We start from the raw sequence: 23,037 nt of genomic DNA on the forward strand, positions 1-23,037 counted from the left end.
ATAATCAACCTAAAAATAACATATTACTGGTGTACCCTGAGTTATATATTCAAATATCTTACTAGCAACATCATATGGAGTATTTATACATCCATGAGAACCATCTGTTATATAAATTTGCCCTCCAAATTTTGAGCGCCAAGTAGCATCATGGATACCAATATCCCCATTGAAAGGCATCCAATAACTAACGGGTGCCGCATAATTTTCTCCTCTTAAAGTTGCATTTTTTTCTTTGTAAGTTAAACTGTAAATACCTGGTGGAGTAGCATGCTTACTATCAGCATTACCACTAACCATAGGCCCTTCCGTAATTAAAACTCCATCATTGTAAAACCATATATGCTGGGTTGTTAAATTAATTTCTACATAGGTATTTCCGAAATCATTTGCACCATAAGCTACAGCTGTTTGAGCATATATAGGTTGTCTTTCTTCCTTTTTTCCATCTTTAATAGCATTAATTAAAGCTTCAGTTTCTTCACTATAATTAATTAACCATCCATAGTCACCTCCGCTTACATTTACGGTAGTTCCAATGGAGGTTTTAAAATTTCTTGTAGCCCCATAAGTATCGTACTTAATAGACAGTGAATTTACATATTCTCTTGCCTTTTCTTCATCAATAGATACCTTAAAATTGTTATCAATATGAAGCCAATTATGAATAGAATCTCCATTTAATACTTCTTTATTATCTCCAAATTTATGAGTAATTACTGAGCCTATATACTTATCAAGAGTATTTTTAGCATTTACCACTTCCTTTGAAGCAACAGTATACTTTGGTTTTTCATAGCATTCAATTTCTTCTAAATTTATTTCATCTACTTTATTATTAAGTGCTTCCTTAACTTTTTTGTATAGTATATCTTTATTTACCTTATTTCCTTGTATTTCCTCTTTAATTACGTATTCCTTATTTTCATATTCAATTTTAGCACTCTCAGGTTTAATTATATTATCATTCTTAAAACAATTTAAACTACGAAACTTCTTTTTTAACAATTCATCATTATAAGATACTTTTTTTTCTAGCTTATAATCACTAGTATTAAAAACCCCATAAATCCATCCAAAAGCACTTTGATTATCCTTCAAGTCTTCAATTTTGTTTTCTAAATTATACTTATACTCAATATCCCTTCCATTTATATTTTCTTCGATATTGCCTCTTTGCTTTAACTTTAATATATAAGCTTCACTTTCTGCTAATATATCAGCTTGTATATCTTCCGTGGTTTTTCCAGTAACACTAACTCCATTAATCTTAGTTCCAAAGTAGAATCTCTTCATAAAATATAAAGATGTACTTAAATATATAATTAGCAAAATACTAATGGAAATTATAATACCTATAATTATCCTCTTCTTTATATTCACACTTTTTTCTACTTGTTGATCTTTAATTTCCATAATAACCCCCTATATAACTAGCAATTATAAATAAATTTACCCCGATTATTTACAATTAAATAATATTAATAAATATATTCTCATACTATATATACTAATCATACCACTTTAAAAGTACAAAAATATAGGTTGTACCTATTATTATTAAAGTACAACCTATAAGTTCTAATTTATAGCTTTTTCAATCATTAATTTATAGTTTCTGAAGCAAGAGTAGCTTTATTGAAAGTTTTATCCATTTTATCGTTACATAGTAACTCTACTTCCTCTCTTGAAATAACATTATTTCTTATCATAGACATTAATACAACTTCACTTCTTTCCTTTGCTCTTTCATAATTTTTAGATAATGCATAGTTCTCTGGTGATTGTGGTAATCCAGCTAACAATAATGATTGAGATAAAGTTATTTTATTGGGTGATGTATTAAAATATCCTTTAGAGGCTTGTTTAATTCCAGAATAACCATCACCATAATATATTACATTTACATATAGCTCTAATATTTCTTCCTTTGAGTAATTATTTTCTAGTTCTCTAACCACAAAAATTTCCGCAATTTTTCTTTCCAATCTTTGCTCATGGGTAAAAAATAAGTTTTTTGCTAATTGCTGCGTTATTGTACTTCCCCCCATAATTATTTTTCCAGCATCAATATTACTAATAGCTGACCTTCCTATGGCTATTAAATCTATTCCATTATGATTATAAAATCTATGATCTTCTACGGATACAATAGCATCTAGGAAGTCTTTAGAGATTCCATCTATAGTTACATAATCCTTACCATTTCTTATATCATTAATTTTTTCTTGTACCCCTATATCAGAGGTAGCAGCTCTATATAAAGAATATCCATCTTGCAAAACAAAAACTCCAAGTGCTGTCATGAAAACAATAATCCCTAAAGTAAGTTTAACTAATAACTTCTTCATTGCAACTCCTCCTTATAAGTTTATTATACATCTCTTAGTTCACATATGTTATCGAAGTAACTTACACTTATCTTACATTTTTGTAATTTACAATTTTATAGGTTAACATATTAATTATTAATTGCTAAAATTAATTAATATTATAGTCAATGACTAGTGATTTAAAGAAGGCTTTAAAATAAAAATACTATCATCAAAGAATTCATAAGTATTCCTTAATGATAGTATTTTCCTATTTAATGAAGAGTCTATGGATTTTAAAACTTGATATTGCTCTATTACTTTTAAAATTTAAATATTGTATTTCTTTTTAACTATTATATCTATACTTACTAAACTAGAATATAATTCCCCACATTATTGTAGAAACTAAAGTCATTGATAATCCTACTAAAGATTCATATGGTATTAATTTTAAACGCTGTCCTATGCTCATCCCTGTTGCTCCTGCTGTTGCATGGAAGAAAGAACCATGTGGTAGATGATCAAGAACTGTAGCTCCAGCATGGACCATCGCCGCTCCTCCTATAGGTGATATACCTACTCCCACTATGGCTTGTGAGAATGTAGCTGATGCTATAGTTGACCCTGAGGTTGTTGAAGCTGTAGCAGCACACATTAATATTCCAGAAATAGGTGCCAATACAAAGGCTGGCATATTTAGAGCATTAAGCACTCCTATAGTTGTAGCCTGTAATCCTGATGCCTTTATTATTCCTGCTACAGTACCTGTTCCTATTAAAAGTATTGCTACAGGCATCATTTTAGATAATCCAAAGGTTAGATATTCGTTAATATTTTTACCTTTACCCATAACTAAAACTCCTATAATACCTCCAACTGGCAATGCTATAAGTGGATCTATTGATATTCCTACTAATGGTCTAAGTGATAGTAAAATTATAGTTACAACTGGACCAATTATTGCTGCAAAGAAAGATGGTAGTTCCACCTCTTCAACTTCTTCTATTTTTGTTTCTTTTGCACCTTTATACTTTTTATTAAGTAAAGAAGTCAATATTACTGTAACTACAAGTCCAACTATGGCAGGAATTATATTAGCTACCATTAAAGATGACAATTCTACTCCAAAATTTTCTGCTGCTGCTATGGTATTAGGGTTTGGCGATACTATATTTCCTGCCTTACCTCCACCAATCATAGCTAAAAGTATAACCATAGGTGAATATCCTAATTTCTTCGCTATTGCAAGGGCTATAGGTGCTACTGTTATTACTGCTACATCTATAAATACTCCAACAGCTGTTAGTATCATGGTTGATAACGCTATGGCAAATAGCGCTCTTTTCTCACCTAAGCTTTTTACAATTTGATCTGCAATTTTTGCTGCTGCTCCTGTCTTAATAAGTACTCCTGCTAAAACTCCAGAGGTCACTATACGAAGAATTGCTGGCATAATATCTTTTGCTCCGCTTATCATTACACTTACAGTTCCTTCAATTCCAGCTCCACCTACTAACCCTCCAACTACTGCACCTAATATTAAACTATATACAGGTTGTACTTTTTTAATGATTAATACTATGGCTACTACAAGTCCAAGTAAAGCTCCTAATGTTGTAATCTGTACTTCCATTATCGTCACCCCTATTTAAGATTTTTATTCTTTCATTGTCTTTATAAGTCTAAAAATTTGTGTCATTGTTGATGTCATATTCTTTATAGCTGTTTCTTTATTAACTGCTTCTTCTATAGTCATAGCCGAATTTATTATAGAAAAATAGGCATCTATTCCTTCTTCATTACACTTAACAGCATCTTCTGTAGTGCATCCTGCCACTGCTATTACCTTAACCTTATGTTTTTTAGCAAGCTTAGCAACTCCTATAGGCGCTTTTCCCATGGCAGTTTGATTATCTAGTCTACCCTCGCCAGTAATAACTAAATCTGCATCCTTTATAGCTTCTTCTAACTTAATTTCTTCTAATATTATCTTAATTCCAGATTCTAGTTTTGAATTTAAGAATCCTAAAAATGCAAATCCAAGTCCACCTGCTGCTCCCACACCTTCTGTCTCAGCTATATCTTTTCCTAAGTCTTTTTTAACCACCTGTGCAAAATTTCTAAGTCCTCTATCTAATTCTTTCACCATATCAAGAGTTGCACCTTTTTGTGGTCCATAAACATAGGCTGCTCCATTTTCTCCATACAAAGGATTGGTCACATCACAAGCTATTTTGAAGGTACACTCATCTAGCTCCTTCAATTTATTATGTGTTTTTATAGTTTTTATCTTATTTAATACCTGGCCACCAAAACCAACAGGTTCATTATTTTCATCATAAAACTCATATCCTAAGGCCTGTAGCATTCCTACTCCTGCATCATTAGTAGCACTTCCACCTATTCCAACTATAAAATTCCTACAGCCCTTTTCTATGGCAGCTTTTATTATTTCTCCCACTCCATAGGTAGTAGTTTTCAAAGGATTCCTTAGTTCTGGTGGAACTAGTGCAAAACCTGATGCTTGAGCCATTTCTATTATCGCTGTATTGGTATCCTTTAATATCCCATACTTAGCGTCTACTTTTTCTTCTACTGGGCCTGTAACAGATACAATTTCTCCTTCACCATTCATGCCTTCTACTAAGGCATCTACAGTTCCCTCTCCCCCATCTGCTAAGGGCATTATTTTTATATCTGAATTATTATCTACATTCAATATTCCTGTTTTTATTGCATTAGCTGCTTCAATTGAAGTCAAACTTCCCTTTAAAGAATCTATAGAAATTACAATTTTCATTGCTACCTCCTCCTTTTATCAAATTATATCAAAGGATTTTTGTCACTTCTATGTTACATACAACAAAATAATACGTTTTCACCTCTTTATTTTTGTTATATCTAATATTGAATTTTTAATTTTAAAATCCTTCATAAAAATAATTTTACTTATAAATAAAAATATCTCAAAATTGGTTATAATTAATCCTTATTTTTATTTGATTTATATCTACTATTCCTTGTAGATATAATCTCAATAAAAACTTCAGATTTAATCAATTTTGAGATAATTCATTATTAAAAATTTCTTTGCAATTTACCTTTTATGATAATTTTATAGCTAAATAAAGTATTACGGATTCATTAAATTTTCTTGGATTAAACCCTGATTTATCATATATTCTTTCTAATCTGTACTGAAGGGTATTTTTATGTACATATAGCTCTTCTGCAGTTTGTTTTAGAGACATATCATTTTTATAATAAACCTCCAATAGATTTATATCCTCTTCATCAAGAGATTTTAATACCTTATCCTTATACTGATTTTTTGTTTCAGTATCTACACTCTCTAAAATAAGCTCTAAATTCAAGCTATCAAGATAAGTTAAAATATCATGGTTTTCAGCGGAGTACTTAAGGGCAATTCTAGCTTCTTCATAGGATTTATACGCTTCATATAAACCCTTTAACCTCCCTACTCCCCCAGTTAAAATTCCATGATACTTACTTAATGTTTCCAAATGAGTGTTTCTTAATTTATTATATCTTTCCTGGTTTACTAACGCTATGAATTCATTAGGATAAATATATAGCTTGAATATATTACCAATATCATCCAATACACCTTTTATATGGTTCTCTATAGTCTCTAGTTCTCTAAGATTATGATACTTATTTATCTTTAAAATAACTATTGCAAACTGCTGATCTAACTCTATTCCAAATTCCTGAAGAATATTTTCAATTTCATTTTTATCTTCGACATTATTATATATCAACGACTTTACAACATAATTTATTCTCTGTTTATCTGCTTCATACTTATAATTTAGCTGCTGTTCTTTTATAAATATTTCTGTGATTTTAGTGACTAAAAATCCAAATTTACTAACTTCACTAGGCTCTCCAGTTATACCGATAGCACCTACTGCAATATTGTTTATTTTTATGGGATAGTTTATACCTTTTCTACTTCCTTTATATTCCTCATTATCTTCAACAGTTACATTACTCAAAGTTTTTATAGCATTATATCCTGCTTGATGAAAGGTGTTAAGTCTAGATTTATCTGTACTACCTATAATTATCCCATTAATATCTATAAAATTTATATCTTTATCTACAACCTCTTTAACTGCATTTACTATTTCTTGAGCTAAGTTAAAATTGATTTTATTAATTATCATAATTTAAATCATCTCCTTGTGAAGCACTATATACAAACTTAAAGGAGGTTACCTTGTAACAAATATTATATACCACTAAATTAATTCATCCTGCTTTAATAAATTAAACAATGTAGGATTCAAATTAAATTCATTCATTAAAGCATTAACCTCTGAAAGTGCCTTTTCCTTTTTTTCCTTAGCTATACTAGCCTTTGATGCCCTAATTAATATGTTTTTAGGAGAATGAGCTATATCTATAAATTCTAAAAGCTGAGTTTTATATCCTACAGATTCTAAACGATTTCCTCTTACTGCATCAGTCATGAGAGCTGCTACTCTTTCTTGAACTATGCCGTATCTAGTAAGTATAGATAAGGATTCTGTGTTCATTTGCTTATTAAACTCATGCTGACAACAAGGTACAGAAAAAATCATTTTGCTATTCCATTTAATAGCATTATATAATGCATAATCTGTAGCAGTATCACAAGCATGTAAGGTAATTACCATATCAACCTTATCATTATATTTAAATCCATTTATATCTCCCAGTTCGAAGTGTAAGTTTTCATAATTATATCTTTTAGCTATATCATTACACTTTTCGATTACATCCTTCTTAAGATCTAGACCTATCATCTTAACATTAATTTTCTTAATCTCTACAAAGTAGTAATATAGTACAAAGGTTAAATAAGATTTCCCACATCCAAAATCTAAAATTGTAAGCTCTTTATAATCATTCTTTTTAATTTCATCATCAATGATTTCAACAAATCTATTTATTTGTTTATACTTATCATACTTAGAATTTACCACTTTGCCTTCTTTAGTGAAGATTCCTAAATCTATAAGGGGCTCAATTATCATTCCTTCTTTAAGGATATAATTCTTTTCTTTATTATGTTCTTTATTAATAAGACTTTCATTATTGCTTGTTTTCTTTCCTAAATGAACTTTACCCTTTTTAGATATTCTTAAATCAAAGGTAATATTACTTGCCCAAGCAGAAACTTGTTTATAATTATCCATTGTATACTCTAAGACTTTTTCCTTTAATAAATCTAAATGAATATTTTCATGAAATACCTGCTTATCAGTATACTTTTCTATTTGATAATACTCCTTCGAGTTGTTTTCCTTTAATATAAATATTATTTTGTTATATTCTATATCTTTATTCATCTTATTACTAATAACTAATTTTATAATATGTTCTTTTGTAATTTCATCAATTGCTTTTCTTAATTCTTCCATCTTTACACACCTTACTATTTATATTTGTATCTATTGTATCATATATTAAATTATTGTGTTCTAAAAAAAGGGAGTCTATGACTCCCTTAAACTTTATAAATTAACTTAATATATACCTTACAATCTATCTAAATCGCTAATTATATCTTTTCAGTTTTCAGTGCCTTCCACAGTGAAACGCAACATAAAAGCATTACTATAATAAACGGAAATGCAGCAACTACGGATGCTGTTTGTAATGATGCTAATCCACCTGATAACAATAAAGCTGTAGCTAGCAGTGCCTGAAGTATGCCCCATATTATTTTCTTTTTATTAGATGGATTTAAATCTCCATTTGAGGATAACATACCTAACACAAAAGTTGCTGAGTTAGCTGAAGTAATGAAGAAAGTACCTAATAATATTATAGTAAATACTGAAATTATACTTCCTAGTGGATATTTAGTTATAACTTGGAAGAATGCAGTTTCTGGTGATGCTGCTAAGTTCTTTAATACATCCATTGTGAGCTCGCCAGTAATACCAAGATTTACTCCAAGAGTTCCAAAAACTGAGAACCAAATTATAGATACAATACTTGGTGCTACAATAACTCCAATTATAAACTCTCTAATAGTTCTTCCTTTGGATATTCTAGCAATAAATACTCCTACAAAAGGTGCCCAAGCAATCCACCACGCCCAGTAAAATATTCTCCAACTATTTACCCATTTATTACTTGCAAAAGGTTCAATATGCAGGCTACTCTCTATAAACTCTGCTAGATAACCACCTGTACCATTTAAAAAAGTATTTATTATCTTTATGGTTGGTCCTATAAATAGAGATAAAATTAAAATCCCAAAAGCAATTACCAAGTTTATATTTGATATTGCACTAATTCCTTTTTCAATCCCACTAACTGCAGTCCAAATAACTATTACTGTTATGACAAATATTATAATTAACTGAACTATAGGCGTTTCTGGAACTCCAAACATATAACTTAATCCACTATTAATTTGTAGTGTTCCAAGTCCTAAAGAAGTTGCAACTCCAGCTACTGTGGCAAATACTGCAAGTATATCAATAGTTTTACCAATTGGTCCATTTACTCTTTCTTCTCCTAATAATGGAATAAATATGCTGCTAATTAGTCCAGGTTTATTTTTTCTAAATTGAAAATATGCTAGAGCAAGACCTATAATGCTATAATTTGCCCAAGGGTGGAATCCCCAATGCATAAAAGAAGATTTAAAAGCAAAATTTGCAGCTTCAACGGAACCTGGATCCATACCTTCTATTGGTGCTACAAAGTGAGATATAGGCTCTGCAATTCCCCAAAATACTAGTCCTATTCCCATACCTGCTCCAAATAGCATTGCAAACCAAGCAACGGTGCTATATTCTGGTTTTGAGTCATCCGGGCCAAGTTTTATTTTCCCAAATTTACTAAATGCTAATACTACTGCGAATACTACAAATATCATCATAGAAAGCAGGTATGCCCAGCCAAATTTTTCAGTTAAAAAATTAAGAGCACTATTGGATATTTTTTCAAAACCACTTTTATCTAAAATTCCCCAAAATACAATAGCAAAAGTTATAATCAATGAAATAATAAAAACTGAATTTGTCCCTTGCTTTCTTTTAGTCTTTACATTTAGTGTTGTATTTATATTAGTGTTATTATTCCCCATAACAATATCCTCCTTAAAATTAGAGTAGATAATTATGCCGTAGGTTTTCTTTAGGGGCTGTAAATTTACTTTCACAGCCCCTTAAATATTAAAACTTAACTTTAAAAACAGTTTGTTCTTTTACATCTGTAGCTAAGGCATCTAATGCAACTCCAACTCTGTGGTAACGAAGTTTCCATTGTTCTTCTTTTGAAGTTCCTGGATCTCCTAGCGGATATGGAATAGATATAGTAGGAATAATCTTGTTTGCTCCTGCTGTTTTTGAAACTGGAATTAAGTTTGCCATTTGTACAATTGGCATACCTGATTTTTCAATTTCCTTAACCATGGTTGCACCGCAACGCGTACAAGTTCCTCACGTAGAAACCATTATAACTCCATCTATGCCTTCATTTTTAAGATGAACTAAAATCTCCTGTGCCATTCTCTTTGCCTCAGCTTGAGTAGTTCCAGTACCAACTGTTGAATAGAAATACTCATGCAATTTTTTGAATTTTCCTTCTTTTTCATATACTCTTAATGCATCTATTGGAGCTATTACATTTGGGTCTGCATCTGCTGCTGCAGGATCAAAGCCAGCATGGATTGTTTTATAAACTCCACCTTTTAGAGCATCTACGCCATCAATATTGTATCTTCCCCATCTTGTTGCAGACGCTGATTGAATTCTATCTGGATTATCTACAGGTACGATGCCTCCTGTATTTAAAAGTGCTATAGTTGCATTTTTAAGATCTTTAATTGACTCTGCTATAGGTACTATATCTGTTTTAGGAATTGGAAGTTCAGTGGTAAACGGTCTTCCATATAATTTATCTATAAGCATTTCTACTGCTCTATCAGCACCCAACTTACCATCTTTTCTCCAAATTTGATGTCTTATCCCTCTAGGATAATATCCTTCTACTTCAGCACCAAGGGTTTCTTCACCTTTTAAAAGTTTATTTCCAAAGGTTGCCATAGCTTTTATATCACTTCTCATTTTAGCTGCACTATGTCCTCCTACAAAAACATACATATCTCTTTTAAACATTTCTACCCCAGGATTTTCTATGTGCATAGAAGTAATTACTGGAACATTAAATTCTTCTTTAACAGCATTACAGATTTCACCACACGCAACACCATATCTTCCTGCTTGAAAAGCTGGGCCTGCAAAGAAAATATCAAATTCTATATTTTTAAGTTCAGATATAATTCTTTTTATAGCTTCTTCTGTATTAGATCCCATAAAGTTATCTCCACAAATTATTGTATGAGTAACTTCTGCATCTAAGTTTTTATTTAGCTCTATAGCCGGTCCTATTGTGCCTTCTTTAATTATAGGCTCAAAATCCGCCTTATCTTCTCCACCTATTTGACCAAAGAATTGGTTTATATATATTACTGCCTTTTTCATTTTATCCCCTCCTAGTTACTAAAACTCTATCATTGTTTTTGGCGACCAACCACAAACCTGATCTCCACAGAACATAGCATTATTCTCCATTATTATTGATCCATCTGATCTTACAGAAGGTCCAAGTATCTCATCATTTTCCCAACCACCAGATACACCGTCTCTACCTAGAGATTCTAATTCTCCTATAACAGTTTCCATTGGTGGAAGAGTTATTAATTCTGACACATTACCACAAGACACTATAGCATCAGCCTTTTCGTCCATAGAAACTAGTGGCTGTGATTGTCCATCTCTTCCAGTACACTCATTAGTAAGTCCTACAACTTTTACTCCCGCATCTTCAAGAGCAACTATACAAGCTGTAAAATCTGCATCAGGGTTACCATACCCTTCCTCTGCAACTATTGCACCATCAGCTCCAATAGACTTTGCAATCTGTGCTACAAATAGTGCGGCACGGTTTTTTTGTTCTAAAGCTACATTCAGATTTGACATTATTATTCCTAAGAAATTTATTGTCTTTCCATGTTCTTTATAAAGTCTTTTTATTGTAGGATTATTTTGAAATTCATAAGTTGACCATTTAGAAGAGCAAGGCATGAAACTACCTGATACCAACGCTCCATCTAAAACTTCATTGGGATGCATAAAGGTTGGTAGCATACGATTCATGTCCCATCCATACAAAAATGTGTTATACCCTAACTCTTCCATTTGAGATTGAGGTTGCATAACAAATACCATACTTGGAAGTTCATTTACCCTTTTTTCACGTTTTATTACTGGCTTTAGTTCATATTCTTCAATTTCTTCTGGTTCTAAATCTTTAACAACACTGCCTATAAATTCTGCAAGTTTATGTCCTGCTTCTCTTAAAGCTTTATTTTTTTTCTGTTGTTCTCTTTTTTCAAATTCTTCATCTGTATCAGCAACTAGTACTATATTTTTAAGTTGAGAATAGTAGGTATATTTTGCACCTTCTCCACTCATATCAATAAGTCCATCTTGAAAACCACCCCAATGTTTTCCCACTACCAGCAGACTACAATCCTTCAGTGCATGAGTTCTACCATTACCTGCTTTAACTAAATCTCCTGTATACCCTGGAAATAATGAATCTCCATTCAATTTTACTCTTGGCTCTATAGCTTCTTTTACTGGCATAAGTCGCACATTGTCACCTGGTTTAACAATAAATAAATCTGCTTCAATTATGTGCTTGTCCTCTAAAACAAAATCTAATGCTTCCTTTTTATTAATAGTTAGTATTCCTTGAGCAAATTCTGTTTTTTCACCAAAAACTATGTCTTCCACATGAAAATTTCCAATTTCTAGTTTCATACTCCCACTCCCTTATTATTTTTTAAATTTTCTTAATATTTATAATATTATTTTATCCCTCTAATTATATTTTGTAAACGTGTTTACGTTTTTTCGTTATTTAATTAACAAATTCTATGTATTTAAAAATCAAATAGTTAATCTTATATCATTATAAATTTAAATTTTAATGTTATAATAAAGATACATATTAATAATGAGTAAATTAAAGGGGTAATCTTATGACTAAGTCAGCCATAGAAAGAAAAGAAATGATAGTTTCTTTCATAAGTTCAGCTAATAAACTTATAGATGAAGAAGGTATAGAAAATGTTACAGCAAGAAAAATTGCTCATGCTACAGGATATAACGTTGCTACTGCATATAAGTACTTTAAAAATTTAAATCATATTTTGTTTTTTGCTTGTATGAAATATTATAATTTATATATTCAAGATCTTCCTAATTATATTAGTGAAGATAATTCATCTTTAGAGAATTATTTAGGTATTTGGAAGTGTTTCTCTATACACGCTTTTAACAATCCTAAAATCTTTAAATCAATATTTCTAGATCAAGGTCATCTTAGTGTTACAGATACTATGAAGGAATATTATGAAATTTTTCCTAATGAATTAAAAAGCCTCCCAACATCTTTATCTACTATGCTAGATAAAGATTATATTAATGAACGTGATCTTGCTTTACTTGAAGTATGTATTAAAGATGGGTATATAAATCAAGAAGATGTTAAAGAATTAAGTGAAAATATTATTATATTTTTTGAGGGTTTATTGATGAAAGTTACAAACCATGTTGATGGCTATAGTAAAAAAAGGGCATTAGAAATTATTCTAAAATTCATTTATAACACCTTGCATTATTATAACTTAAAGTCTTCCAATGTTTTATCACCTTTTTTAACTCTATAAAATGCCATTACTGTAGATGCATTTAAATGAATATTAATTTAATATTTACATATTATTGTGTAATCACACTTCTAAATAATTTATAATTTTAAACCTAAAAAACCCCTTAAATAGTATAACTATTTAAGGGGTAAATATTTACTAATTAAAAACTAGATAATAGTAATATTTTCTGCTTGTGGTCCTTTTGGTCCTTTAGCTACATCAAAAGAAACTTTTTGACCTTCTTCAAGTGATTTATAACCATCAGAATTTATTTGAGAAAAATGTGCGAAAACATCTGTTCCATCTTCTCCTGTAATAAATCCAAAACCTTTTTCTCCATTAAACCATTTTACTGTACCATTCATAAATGTATACCTCCGAAATTTTATTTTTCTTAAATTCATTGTAATAATTCACTAACAAAATTTCGATATTAACATACTCTATTTATTAAGTACTAATTGAAACATATTGGTTTATATTATTTACTATTAATTTAAGTTCTTATTAAGCATACTACACTTTATTATATAAAGCAAGTTATTTTATAATAATTTACTTGTTTTATTAAAAATAGTTTTATTTTCCTTAATTTTTCCTTCATTACCTACTATACAACAATAATTTTCATTCATTCCTATCTTAATCATTGAAGCATAACTTCTTATATCTTCATTAGCAGTACTTAAAAGTTCATCTCTCCATCTTTGAATGTCTTCTTGAGTTACATTGCAAATATAGTCTGCAACTGCTTTTTCACCTTTTCTATCAGGAGTTAATGGTTTATATAACTGTCCAACAGATCCTATTATAAATTTTTCCATATCCTCCTTGGTAAAATCTACTTCTTCTAAGAATTTATAAGCTTGATTATATACATCTATAGTTCTTGTAAGATTAGGATCACGATAGGAGAAAATTGCTAAATTACCATCCTTATTCATGTCACTATAACATCCATAAGCACCACCTTGAAGACGAACTCTAGGATATAAATATTCATTATCTAATATATTTAAAAGTACTCTCATTTTCCCTGAATATTCATAACCAAGATCTGCAAAATTAAATCCCTTAACTACATATTGCACATTACTAGCAGTTATTATAGCTTCGATATTTTTTTTGCTCTTATGCTCAAGATTATATAATTTAGTAGGTTCAGTTTTAATGTTACAAATAACCTTATTAATATTAGTTACTACTGTTTCAACTTCTTTTTCTTCTCCCACCACTGAGATAATTAAATTATTTTTATTAAATATTGTTTCATAAACCTTAATAAGATTGCTTCTAACTTCCTTACCAGATTTATCAAAGCTCTTTTCTAGATTACAGATGAATTCATAATAAGTTGCACCACTAATTTTTTCCCAGTATCCTCTACCACAAGAAGTCTGTGCAAATACTCTGTTCATCGCAACCTCATGTCCTGAATTTATAATTTTCATTTGAAGCTTTGATTTTGTTTCTTGAATAATTTGTTTAAGCCTACTTAAATCATCAAATTTAGTAGTAGTAATTATTTCATTTACTAACTCTAGTAGAGATGAAATGTTTTCTGCAATTACCTTTGATTTAACTATAAATTTAGGATGATATGCCTGACTATTATTTTTCTCAGTGTATACTTGATTTTCAAAAGTTATTCCACCTGTAGTTTTATAGATTTCTGTGATTAATTGAGAATAACCTCTTTTCTCAGTATCAAGCTCCCCTAAAACATCCTTTAAAAGTCCTAAATAAGGAATATACTTTTCTTCAATTACTTTTGCATCAAATAGCAGATTAATATACACTATTTTATTTGTAGGAATATGATGTTTTAAAATGGTTATTCCTTGTTCTTTTACAACCTCTTGAGGAATTTTTTCTACTTTTTTATCTACCTCTTCTATAGGTAGCTTTGGAAGAGTATCTTTTTCTTCTTGGGTATCAACCCTAACTTGAGCCTCTTTTAACTTCCTATTTCGCTCCATAAGCTCTTTTATTTCTTTTTCGGATAAAGAACTTCTATAATTTTCTAGCTTTTTTTCTAATGCTTTATTTCTAGCATCTTCTAATCCCTTTTTAGGTGTCAAAACTACTAAGGAACAATGGGAATTTTTAACCATATTCTTTTCAATAAACTTCTCAAAATATCCATTGTCTAAAGCAGTTTTTATCTTATTAAGGATATCTTCATACTTCAAGTGAACAAGAGGATCTCCATCATATATCCAGCTATTTAAAACCCAATCATTATATTCGATTCCCTTATTTGCAGTTCTCCATGGATCAGCTTCACGCAAATCAAATTCAACGGTGTTTATAGCTGCCTTCAATTGATCCTTATCTAATCCCTTGTCTACAAGGTCTTTAAGAGTATTCATAATAACATTTATAAATTCACTTTTCTTTGTAGCATCTGCATTCTTAGCTACTATTGGGAATAATATTTCCTTAGTTGGATCCATATTCATATCATCCCTTGTTATAATACACTCACCTATACCAGCTTTAAGTAAGGCAGCTTTTATTGGAGATGCTGAGGATTCAATTAACATGTTATAAAGTATTTTTGTAGCTAAATATGCCTCTCCATTACGTGTTTCTTCAAAGGCAAAATTTAGTGCTAAAAATGCCTTATTTTCTTCATCTTCATCCTCACTAATAGAATAATTAGCAGTTCTTTCTATCATACCTTCAAAATTTTTCACATCATCTATATGAGAAGGTATCTCTATTCTGTCAAATTCATAAAGATATTCATCATTTATAAACTTAAGGCATGCTTCTAAATCCTGATTTCCATATAGGTATATATAACTATTAGATGGATGATAGAATTTACTATGGAACTTTTCAAAATCCTCTTGAGTTAAGTTAGGTATAACCTCAGGATCTCCCCCTGAAACAAAAGCATAAGTAGTATTTGGGAACAATGATCTATATATATCACTACAAATTACTTCCTCTGGAGATGACATTGCTCCTTGCATTTCACTATAAACTACCCCCTTATACGCTAGTTTATTAGTATTTTCATCTAATTCATATCTCCAACCCTCTTGACGTAGTATTTCATGATTTTCATATATTCTAGGATGTAAAACTGCATCTAAATATACATCCATCAAGTTCATAAAATCTTTATTATTTCTACTACCTACAGGATACATAGTTTTATCCGTAAAGGTCATAGCATTTAAAAATGTGTGTAATGAACTCTTAGCCATATCCCCAAAAGGATCCTTAGCCTTAAATTTTCTTGACCCACAAAGTACAGAATGCTCTAATATATGAGCAACTCCAGTACTATCTGTAGGAGTTGTCCTAAAACTTATAGAAAATAACTTATTATCATCTTCATTTTCTAAATGTAAAAGTCTTGCTCCACTTTTCACATGTTCAAATATTCTAGCCATGGATTGTGCCTCTTCTACCTTCTCCTCTTTTAATAATTTAAATCCATAGTAGATTTCGTTAATTTGAAATTGCATATAAATTCCCCCCATAATCACTCCTAATAGTGGTTTATAATCATTTTAAACCATTACTATTCATAACTTTATATTAAATAAAAAAGTCATAGATATACCTTAGTTAAACCAAGATATCTACAACTTCTCATTTTACTAAAAAAATAAAAAGTCATAGAGTCCAAACAACCCCATGACTTAAAATATCAAAATAAATATGTTAAAATCTATTTTTAAGGTCGTTATAGGTATTATAAAATTCACTTTTATTAAAATTTTTTATACTTTTCACTTAAAAACGACCTCCTTTCAATATTTTAACAATTCAATTATAACATTTTTTAACATACTTGTAAATACAATTAATATAAGTTATGCTACATACATAAACAAGCTCTTCAATTTCATATACTACAAAAACTTTATTAAAACTTATACATCTTATAAGTCAGAAGTACAATGAGGACATTTTGATGCTTCAATTGAGATTTCCGAAATACAGTAAGGACATTTTTTAGTTGTTACAGGTTTTGCTTCTTCTTTGCCTTTAAACCTATCAAGTTGCTTTACCACAATAAATACTACAAATGTCATAATTAAAAAGTCTATAAGTCCAGTTAAAAAAGTTCCATAAGCAACTACTGAGGCTCCAGCTTCCTTTGCAGCAGCTAGAGTTACATATTCTTTTCCATCTAAAGCAATAAACAAATTTGAAAAATCAATTTTACCTACAAAAATACTAATAATAGGCATTATTACTGTCTCAACCAAAGATGTTACAAGCTTAGTAAAAGCTGCACCTATAATCATACCAATTGCTAAGTCAATCATATTACCTTTAATCGCAAATTTTTTAAATTCCTTTAACATACTTTTCCTCCTTAAAATAATAAAAAACTCTACTTGCTATACCTAATAGCCTAAAAGATCTATCATCATAATTACCATAGGATATAACTTGTCCATTATAACATAAATCAACACGTCCAACAGCCCCTATTCCATCTAATGTTACATGTATAAATACTTCCATGCCAACATCTTTATTACTACTATTTTTTTCATCTATGACAACATCATTTAAAAGAAGTTCCAGCATAATATAAATTCTATTATACTGAAACTTCTTTGATATTCTTACTTTTTAATTTCTACTATTAATTTCTTCTGTGATTTTACTTATAAGCTCTTCAACTTCAAATCCGCCTCTTTCACTAATCATATCTAATGTAGCTATAGATGCCATAGTTTTAAATAATACTGGGTTTTTTAGTTTACTAAACTTAGTGGAAAGGTTTAATAAGAATTCTTTTAGAAATGGATATTTTTTTACTAAGTCACCTATAACAGTTTCCTTTGTTAATCCATATTGATTTTTTATAACTTCACCACTTATCTCATCCTTTTTACTTTCTTGTTTTTTATTAGTCCAAGATAATAATCTCTGACTTCCCTGTAATCCTCTAATCTTTGTTACATCCTGCATCATCTCAAGTACGCCTCTAAAATTTCCTTCTTCATCTCTTACTGCATTATATATTATATAAATAAACTTACCACCGATTTCTAACCAAAATTCTGCCTGATCTTGTTCACCAGCTCTAAATGCTCTAATAATTTCTTCTACCATATGAACACTTTCTCTTGGATGGCAATTTTGCACCTTTCTTCCTATAACTCCTGCACTTCTTGGAAATACTCGATGTTTTGTATCACTATAAAACTTTACAATCTCATTTTCATCTACATAGGATAAATCTACTTGAAGATGTTTAAAAATCAAATTTATCTGCTTAAGTGTTAACTTTCCTTGGCTTACATCTAACACTTCATTATCTTCTTTATTGAATATTCCATGTTTTTGTAAAACCTTTGCCAAGTCCTTCAAAAGTTCATTATTAGATGCATTTTCGTCTTTCTTAACTTCATCTTCTTTGTAATAAGGTGGTTTCTCAATTAGACAATATCCAATTTCATCATCACCTTTTCTCATTTTAATAAAATCTTCATGGTCAAGAAGATCCATTGAAGTTGGATAAAGTATTTCTTCTTCTTTTATCATCATATCCTCAATCATTTCAATTACTTCATTTTGAATATTTAAAAACTTTTCATCTTCATCCCTATCTAAATACTCTTTAGCTTTTTTAATAATATCTTTTATATTATTTTCTAAGGTCCACATTACTTTAGAAGGTTTATCGAAGCCCTTACCCTCAAGAGCAGGATATAGTTGATTTTGCTTTCTTGAAAAATGTATATTAATTTCTTCTAAATTATCATATACCTCAGCCCATTGATTTTTAATAAACTTTTTATTTAACATATTCTTAGCTTCAATTAAAACATTTCTTATTGCCTTTACTTCCTCTAAATAGGTTATAATTGGATGACCTAATTTAACGTCTATTTTATTACTTGTAAGTATTCCATCAAAAATTTGCAGAATTTCATCCATTCTCTCTGCTAATTCATCATCAGTTATACCATATTGCTGAAGATATTGCTCACATATAGCAAATTCTTGAGCTGTTACATTTTTAACTGATGTTATCATTTCTTCTTTTGCTAGTTCTAGAGATATTTCTCCTCTTAAATACTTAAGTTTTATTTCCATGATCTTTTTAATTTTATCATGGTCAATTTCTAAATTATCCTCCATTTGAATTTTTTCTATTTTCTCTTTAGGAGTGAAGTAAACATGAAATTCTTCATCACTTAACTTCTCTACATGTTTATCAAAGCCTTTATCATCCATCATTTTATACATAGGAAAAGGTTCGAAATCTTTAATTACATGTATACCTTCATTTGATTTTAACTCCTTAATTGCTTTAGTAATACAATCTTTAAAAGTCTCATGGGCTCCACGTCCATCAATGGTAATGTAGTTAATTTGCTTTTTCATATATTTTCATCCTCCTCATATTTTATATAAAATTTAAATCTATTATTTAAACTTAAAATTTCTATTTAACATCATATTGTTTCTAATTGATAATGTCTTTCATTTACAATGTATCATTATTTTATTTATAAATCTGTGATTACTATCACAATATTTCTTAATATTATTTAGTTATCTTCAGTATAACAACTGCAATATTTTCAATATCTAAAACTGAATAAAAAAAGATGATTATATCAATTGCACTATTGATATAATCATCTTCTTAAAATCTATTTAATTCATGTACTTTTAATCATGTCCAGCAAAGCCTTTATTTCTCCACTTACCTCTCTTAAAGAAAACTGTAGTTACAATTGCCCCAAGTGTCCAAGAGACAAGTAGTGATATAAATGTAGATTCTGGTCTTCCAGTAGGATAAGCTGCACTACGAGTTAAATATGCAATACCATAAGCAACAGGTACACGTAAAATCACCGTAGTAATTAGAGAAATCCACATAGGTGTCATAGTATCCCCTGCACCTCTCATTACACCTGATAAACTTTGAGTTACTGCCATAGCAATATAACCCACTGCAAGAATACGCATCATATGCATACTTAAGTCAACTAATTCTGCTGTATCAGTGAAAACACCCATAAGATATTTACCAAAAATTAAGATTAAAATTGTTATAACAGTAGAAACTCCAACAGCAATCATAGTACCATCTTTAGTACCCTTATCAACTCTATCCATCTTTTTAGCTCCAATATTTTGTCCAGCATAGGTTGTCATTGCATTACCAAAGGTGAAGTTAGGCATCATAGCAAATCCATCTACACGCATAACAATTACATTGCATGCTATAACCATTTCTCCAAAACTATTAGTTAGAGATTGTACAACAATCATTGCAATAGAGAATATGGCTTGAGTAAATCCAGATGGCAATCCAAGTTTTATAAGCTTCATAGAATATTCCTTAGCTGGTACAAGCATCTTAAGATTAAAATCAAAGGTACTATTCATTCTTGCTAACTTAATAATACAAAGAACTGCTGATATACCTTGAGCAATAATAGTTGCCAAAGCAACTCCTGGTACACCCATTCCAAGTCCTGCAACAAACCAAAGATCAAGGAATACATTTAAAATTGTAGCAATAAGTAAAAATCCAAGAGCAGATATAGAGTCGCCAAGTCCTCTAAGCACTCCTGCTAAAATATTGTAATAAGCAAAGCCTGCTATACCTACATAATAAATAACAAGATAATCTGCACACCAATCTATTATAGATGCTGGAGTGTTAAGAAAAGATAACAATGGACGAGTAACAAGAGGCCCTATAACCATTATGATTAGAGATGCTATAGCAGTAAGAGATATGCATACCCCAATGGTATGAGAAAGCTTTTCCCTATCCTTTGCTCCAAAATATTGAGCAACCATGATTCCTGCTCCTGTTGCAATTCCAACAAAAAGTACAAGTAAAAGATTTAATATTGGAGATGCACTACCAACAGCAGCCAGTGCATTGTCACCTACATACTTACCTACAATAATAGAATCCGCGGTGTTATAAAACTGCTGAGCTATATTACCAATAAGCATTGGTAATGAAAATTCTACAATTCGTTTCCACGGTGTCCCCTCAGTCATGTCTTTTGGAGAAAAAAGTTCCGAAAATTTTACCATACATCTACCTCCTGATTAAATTTATAAATTTAACTTCAATTTTTCCTTAATTTAGAGCTAACCATAAATGGTTAGCTCTAAATTTCATTCTTTTATAATTTATTTTTATTTTTAAAATTTATATAATAAACAGAGTTCTTAGTTTCTTTGAATCTTACCAACTGAATTCTTAATATCGGTATTTTTGATACTTATAAGTCGTTGTCCTTTAGGATAAATCTTTTAAATCCACTGGTCTTTTGAATATTACTTCGATACTCGAATTAATATTAGTGTATAACAATTCTGAATCCTTGTCAATTTTTGTTTTAAATTTAATGTTGTGTTAAATGATAAAAATTCATTAGTAAAAAATTTATCTACTATAACAATAATTTAATTCTCAATAAAAAAACAACCCTCCCAGTTTATTACCTAAGATGGTTGTCTAAAATTTTTTCTTTATTATTTTTTTACTCTCATATAAAAGATTATTATGCTGCTTTCTTCCAGAATATTTCCTTTGTAATATGATATTCTACTTCTTTTTCAAGTTTTTTTATTTCTCTAAATCCAATTCCCTTTACAAGGTTTTGAGACCTTTTATTATCTTTCTTAATTTTTGCAACAACTTTTTCTGTCCTCATTTCAAAAAATGCAGTTTTTAACGCTTCCATAACTGCATTATGGCCTATACCTTTTCCCCACAGTTCCTTTTCTCCCACAGCTATAACAATTTCAATTGTTTCACCTTTTGGGATAAGCCTTAAAAAACCTATAGTTCCATAGGGATTTTTTATAGTAAAAAATCTACAGTTGTTATTAAATAAATGAGTTAAAATTGGCAGATTTATTCTATCTATAACATTAATTAAGTTCTCTCTAGCCTTATTATCTTCATTTAAATACTTTACAATTTCCTCATCACTAAGCCAATCAGCTATCTTTTCTGCATCAGATCTATATACTTCTGGGCTTAGGACTATACTGTTTATTTCCACAAAGTACAACTCCTTAAACCTATTTAATGCTTGCAAACATATGTTAATTTACTAGTAACTATGATTTATAATACTATTAATCTTAATATAAGTAAAAATCTTAATTGCTGATTAACTAAGTTTAACTTATCTTTATTGTACTTTCCTTTGTTTTCTACAACTTTTCCAATTAGTTTATATTTTCCATTTTTAGCTTTTTAATCCCAGTTAAAGTTATTAAAAGTCTTTTTATGACAATATGTTGCTTTTCATTATAATATTATTTACAATAAGTATGGGTATCTAAATAATTACAAATAATGAATGAAATGGAGTATAAAAAATGATTTGTAAAGTTGAAACTGAAAGATTAATAATTCGTAACTTTACTCCCGAGGACTGGAGAGATTTACATGAGTATTTTTCTGATGAACAAGTATTAAAATTTGAACCCTACAAGCCTTTCTCCGAGGAAGAATGTAAAGAAGAAGCACTATCCAGGTCAAAGGGTGATACATTTTTGGCTGTCTCCTTGAAGAGTACAGGAAAAGTAATTGGCAATTTATATTTTAGTAAAGAGGATTTTATGACTTGGGAACTTGGATATATATTTAACTCCAAATATCATAAAAAAGGGTATGCTACTGAAAGTGTAAAAGCTATTATGAAATATGCCTTTGAGAATCTAGGTACAAGACGTATAATTGCTAATTGTGATCCTCAAAACATATCGTCTTGGAAACTGCTTGAAGCTGTAAATATGAGAAGAGAAGGACACCTTCTCCAAAATATCTATTTCTTTGAGGATGAAAATGGTAATCCTCTCTGGAAAGACACCTATGAATATGGAATGCTTGTAGATGAATGGAAGACCATAAATATGAAGTAAAGTGTCATTACCAACTTTATTTCACAGATGCAGTAAAGTCTAAAATAAAACTCCACGACAAATTGTCGTGGAGTT

At 29.9% G+C, this 23,037-nt stretch carries 18 protein-coding genes; 2 read left to right on the forward strand and 16 right to left on the reverse strand.

What is annotated here, in order from left to right; all coding sequences use genetic code 11:
• Positions 1–9: 9 nt before the first annotated feature.
• The 9 genes from IO99_RS05485 to IO99_RS05530 all read right to left on the reverse strand — a co-directional run bounded on the left by IO99_RS05485 (position 10) and on the right by IO99_RS05530 (position 12,169).
• On the reverse strand, positions 10–1,416 hold the full coding sequence (locus IO99_RS05485) for a L,D-transpeptidase family protein (protein WP_035131187.1): 1,407 nt from the start codon (positions 1,414–1,416) through the stop codon (positions 10–12).
• 188 nt (positions 1,417–1,604) lie between these two features.
• Positions 1,605–2,351: a transglycosylase domain-containing protein gene (locus IO99_RS05490; RefSeq protein ID WP_084178083.1), complete on the reverse strand. Its 747-nt coding sequence runs from the start codon at positions 2,349–2,351 to the stop codon at positions 1,605–1,607.
• Positions 2,352–2,688: 337 nt separating this feature from the next.
• Positions 2,689–3,948 (reverse strand): GntP family permease, encoded by a 1,260-nt coding sequence (locus tag IO99_RS05495; protein ID WP_035131188.1) that lies wholly within the window; start codon positions 3,946–3,948, stop codon positions 2,689–2,691.
• Positions 3,949–3,972: 24 nt separating this feature from the next.
• Complete coding sequence (locus IO99_RS05500) at positions 3,973–5,115, reverse strand: glycerate kinase (protein ID WP_035131190.1); 1,143 nt, start codon at positions 5,113–5,115, stop codon at positions 3,973–3,975.
• Positions 5,116–5,419: 304 nt separating this feature from the next.
• Complete coding sequence (locus IO99_RS05505; protein ID WP_035131192.1) at positions 5,420–6,505, reverse strand: CdaR family transcriptional regulator; 1,086 nt, start codon at positions 6,503–6,505, stop codon at positions 5,420–5,422.
• A gap of 75 nt (positions 6,506–6,580) precedes the next feature.
• Positions 6,581–7,744 (reverse strand): class I SAM-dependent methyltransferase, encoded by a 1,164-nt coding sequence (locus tag IO99_RS05510; protein ID WP_035131194.1) that lies wholly within the window; start codon positions 7,742–7,744, stop codon positions 6,581–6,583.
• Between the two features lie 140 nt (positions 7,745–7,884).
• A complete protein-coding gene (locus IO99_RS05515; protein ID WP_084178084.1) occupies positions 7,885–9,426 on the reverse strand; it encodes a glycine betaine uptake BCCT transporter in 1,542 nt (513 codons plus the stop codon).
• An 88-nt stretch (positions 9,427–9,514) separates the two neighbouring features.
• Positions 9,515–10,825, reverse strand: coding sequence for a betaine reductase selenoprotein B (gene grdH, locus IO99_RS05525; protein WP_084178085.1), 1,311 nt, complete (start codon positions 10,823–10,825; stop codon positions 9,515–9,517).
• Positions 10,826–10,843: 18 nt separating this feature from the next.
• Positions 10,844–12,169: a glycine/sarcosine/betaine reductase component B subunit gene (locus IO99_RS05530; RefSeq protein WP_035131200.1), complete on the reverse strand. Its 1,326-nt coding sequence runs from the start codon at positions 12,167–12,169 to the stop codon at positions 10,844–10,846.
• 221 nt (positions 12,170–12,390) lie between these two features.
• Here IO99_RS05530 and IO99_RS05535 point away from each other — a divergent pair, with 221 nt between their 5' ends.
• Positions 12,391–13,080, forward strand: coding sequence for a TetR/AcrR family transcriptional regulator (locus IO99_RS05535; RefSeq protein ID WP_035131202.1), 690 nt, complete (start codon positions 12,391–12,393; stop codon positions 13,078–13,080).
• Positions 13,081–13,232: 152 nt separating this feature from the next.
• Here the strand turns inward: IO99_RS05535 and IO99_RS05540 are convergent, their stop codons facing one another.
• From IO99_RS05540 to IO99_RS05570, 7 genes are all read right to left on the reverse strand, one after another.
• A complete protein-coding gene (locus IO99_RS05540) occupies positions 13,233–13,430 on the reverse strand; it encodes a cold-shock protein (RefSeq protein WP_035131204.1) in 198 nt (65 codons plus the stop codon).
• Positions 13,431–13,610: 180 nt separating this feature from the next.
• Complete coding sequence (locus IO99_RS05545; protein ID WP_035131206.1) at positions 13,611–16,547, reverse strand: insulinase family protein; 2,937 nt, start codon at positions 16,545–16,547, stop codon at positions 13,611–13,613.
• 420 nt (positions 16,548–16,967) lie between these two features.
• Positions 16,968–17,396, reverse strand: coding sequence for a large conductance mechanosensitive channel protein MscL (gene mscL, locus IO99_RS05550; RefSeq protein ID WP_035131208.1), 429 nt, complete (start codon positions 17,394–17,396; stop codon positions 16,968–16,970).
• Complete coding sequence (locus IO99_RS05555; protein ID WP_035131210.1) at positions 17,380–17,625, reverse strand: hypothetical protein; 246 nt, start codon at positions 17,623–17,625, stop codon at positions 17,380–17,382. The genes mscL and IO99_RS05555 overlap by 17 nt, the downstream gene beginning before the upstream one ends.
• Before the next feature lie 45 nt (positions 17,626–17,670).
• Entirely contained in the window at positions 17,671–19,434 is a 1,764-nt protein-coding gene (locus IO99_RS05560) for a PAS domain-containing protein (protein WP_156964296.1), read from the reverse strand.
• 291 nt (positions 19,435–19,725) lie between these two features.
• On the reverse strand, positions 19,726–21,114 hold the full coding sequence (locus IO99_RS05565) for an MATE family efflux transporter (RefSeq protein WP_035131212.1): 1,389 nt from the start codon (positions 21,112–21,114) through the stop codon (positions 19,726–19,728).
• A gap of 473 nt (positions 21,115–21,587) precedes the next feature.
• On the reverse strand, positions 21,588–22,094 hold the full coding sequence (locus IO99_RS05570) for a GNAT family N-acetyltransferase (RefSeq protein ID WP_035131214.1): 507 nt from the start codon (positions 22,092–22,094) through the stop codon (positions 21,588–21,590).
• 322 nt (positions 22,095–22,416) lie between these two features.
• On the opposite strand from IO99_RS05570, the gene IO99_RS05575 reads away from it, so the two are divergent.
• Positions 22,417–22,962 (forward strand): GNAT family N-acetyltransferase, encoded by a 546-nt coding sequence (locus tag IO99_RS05575; protein ID WP_035131216.1) that lies wholly within the window; start codon positions 22,417–22,419, stop codon positions 22,960–22,962.
• The last annotated feature ends 75 nt before the right edge of the window (positions 22,963–23,037 follow it).

The sequence above is a fragment of the Clostridium sulfidigenes genome, assembly GCF_000732635.1.
GTDB lineage: Bacteria > Bacillota > Clostridia > Clostridiales > Clostridiaceae > Clostridium_J > Clostridium_J sulfidigenes.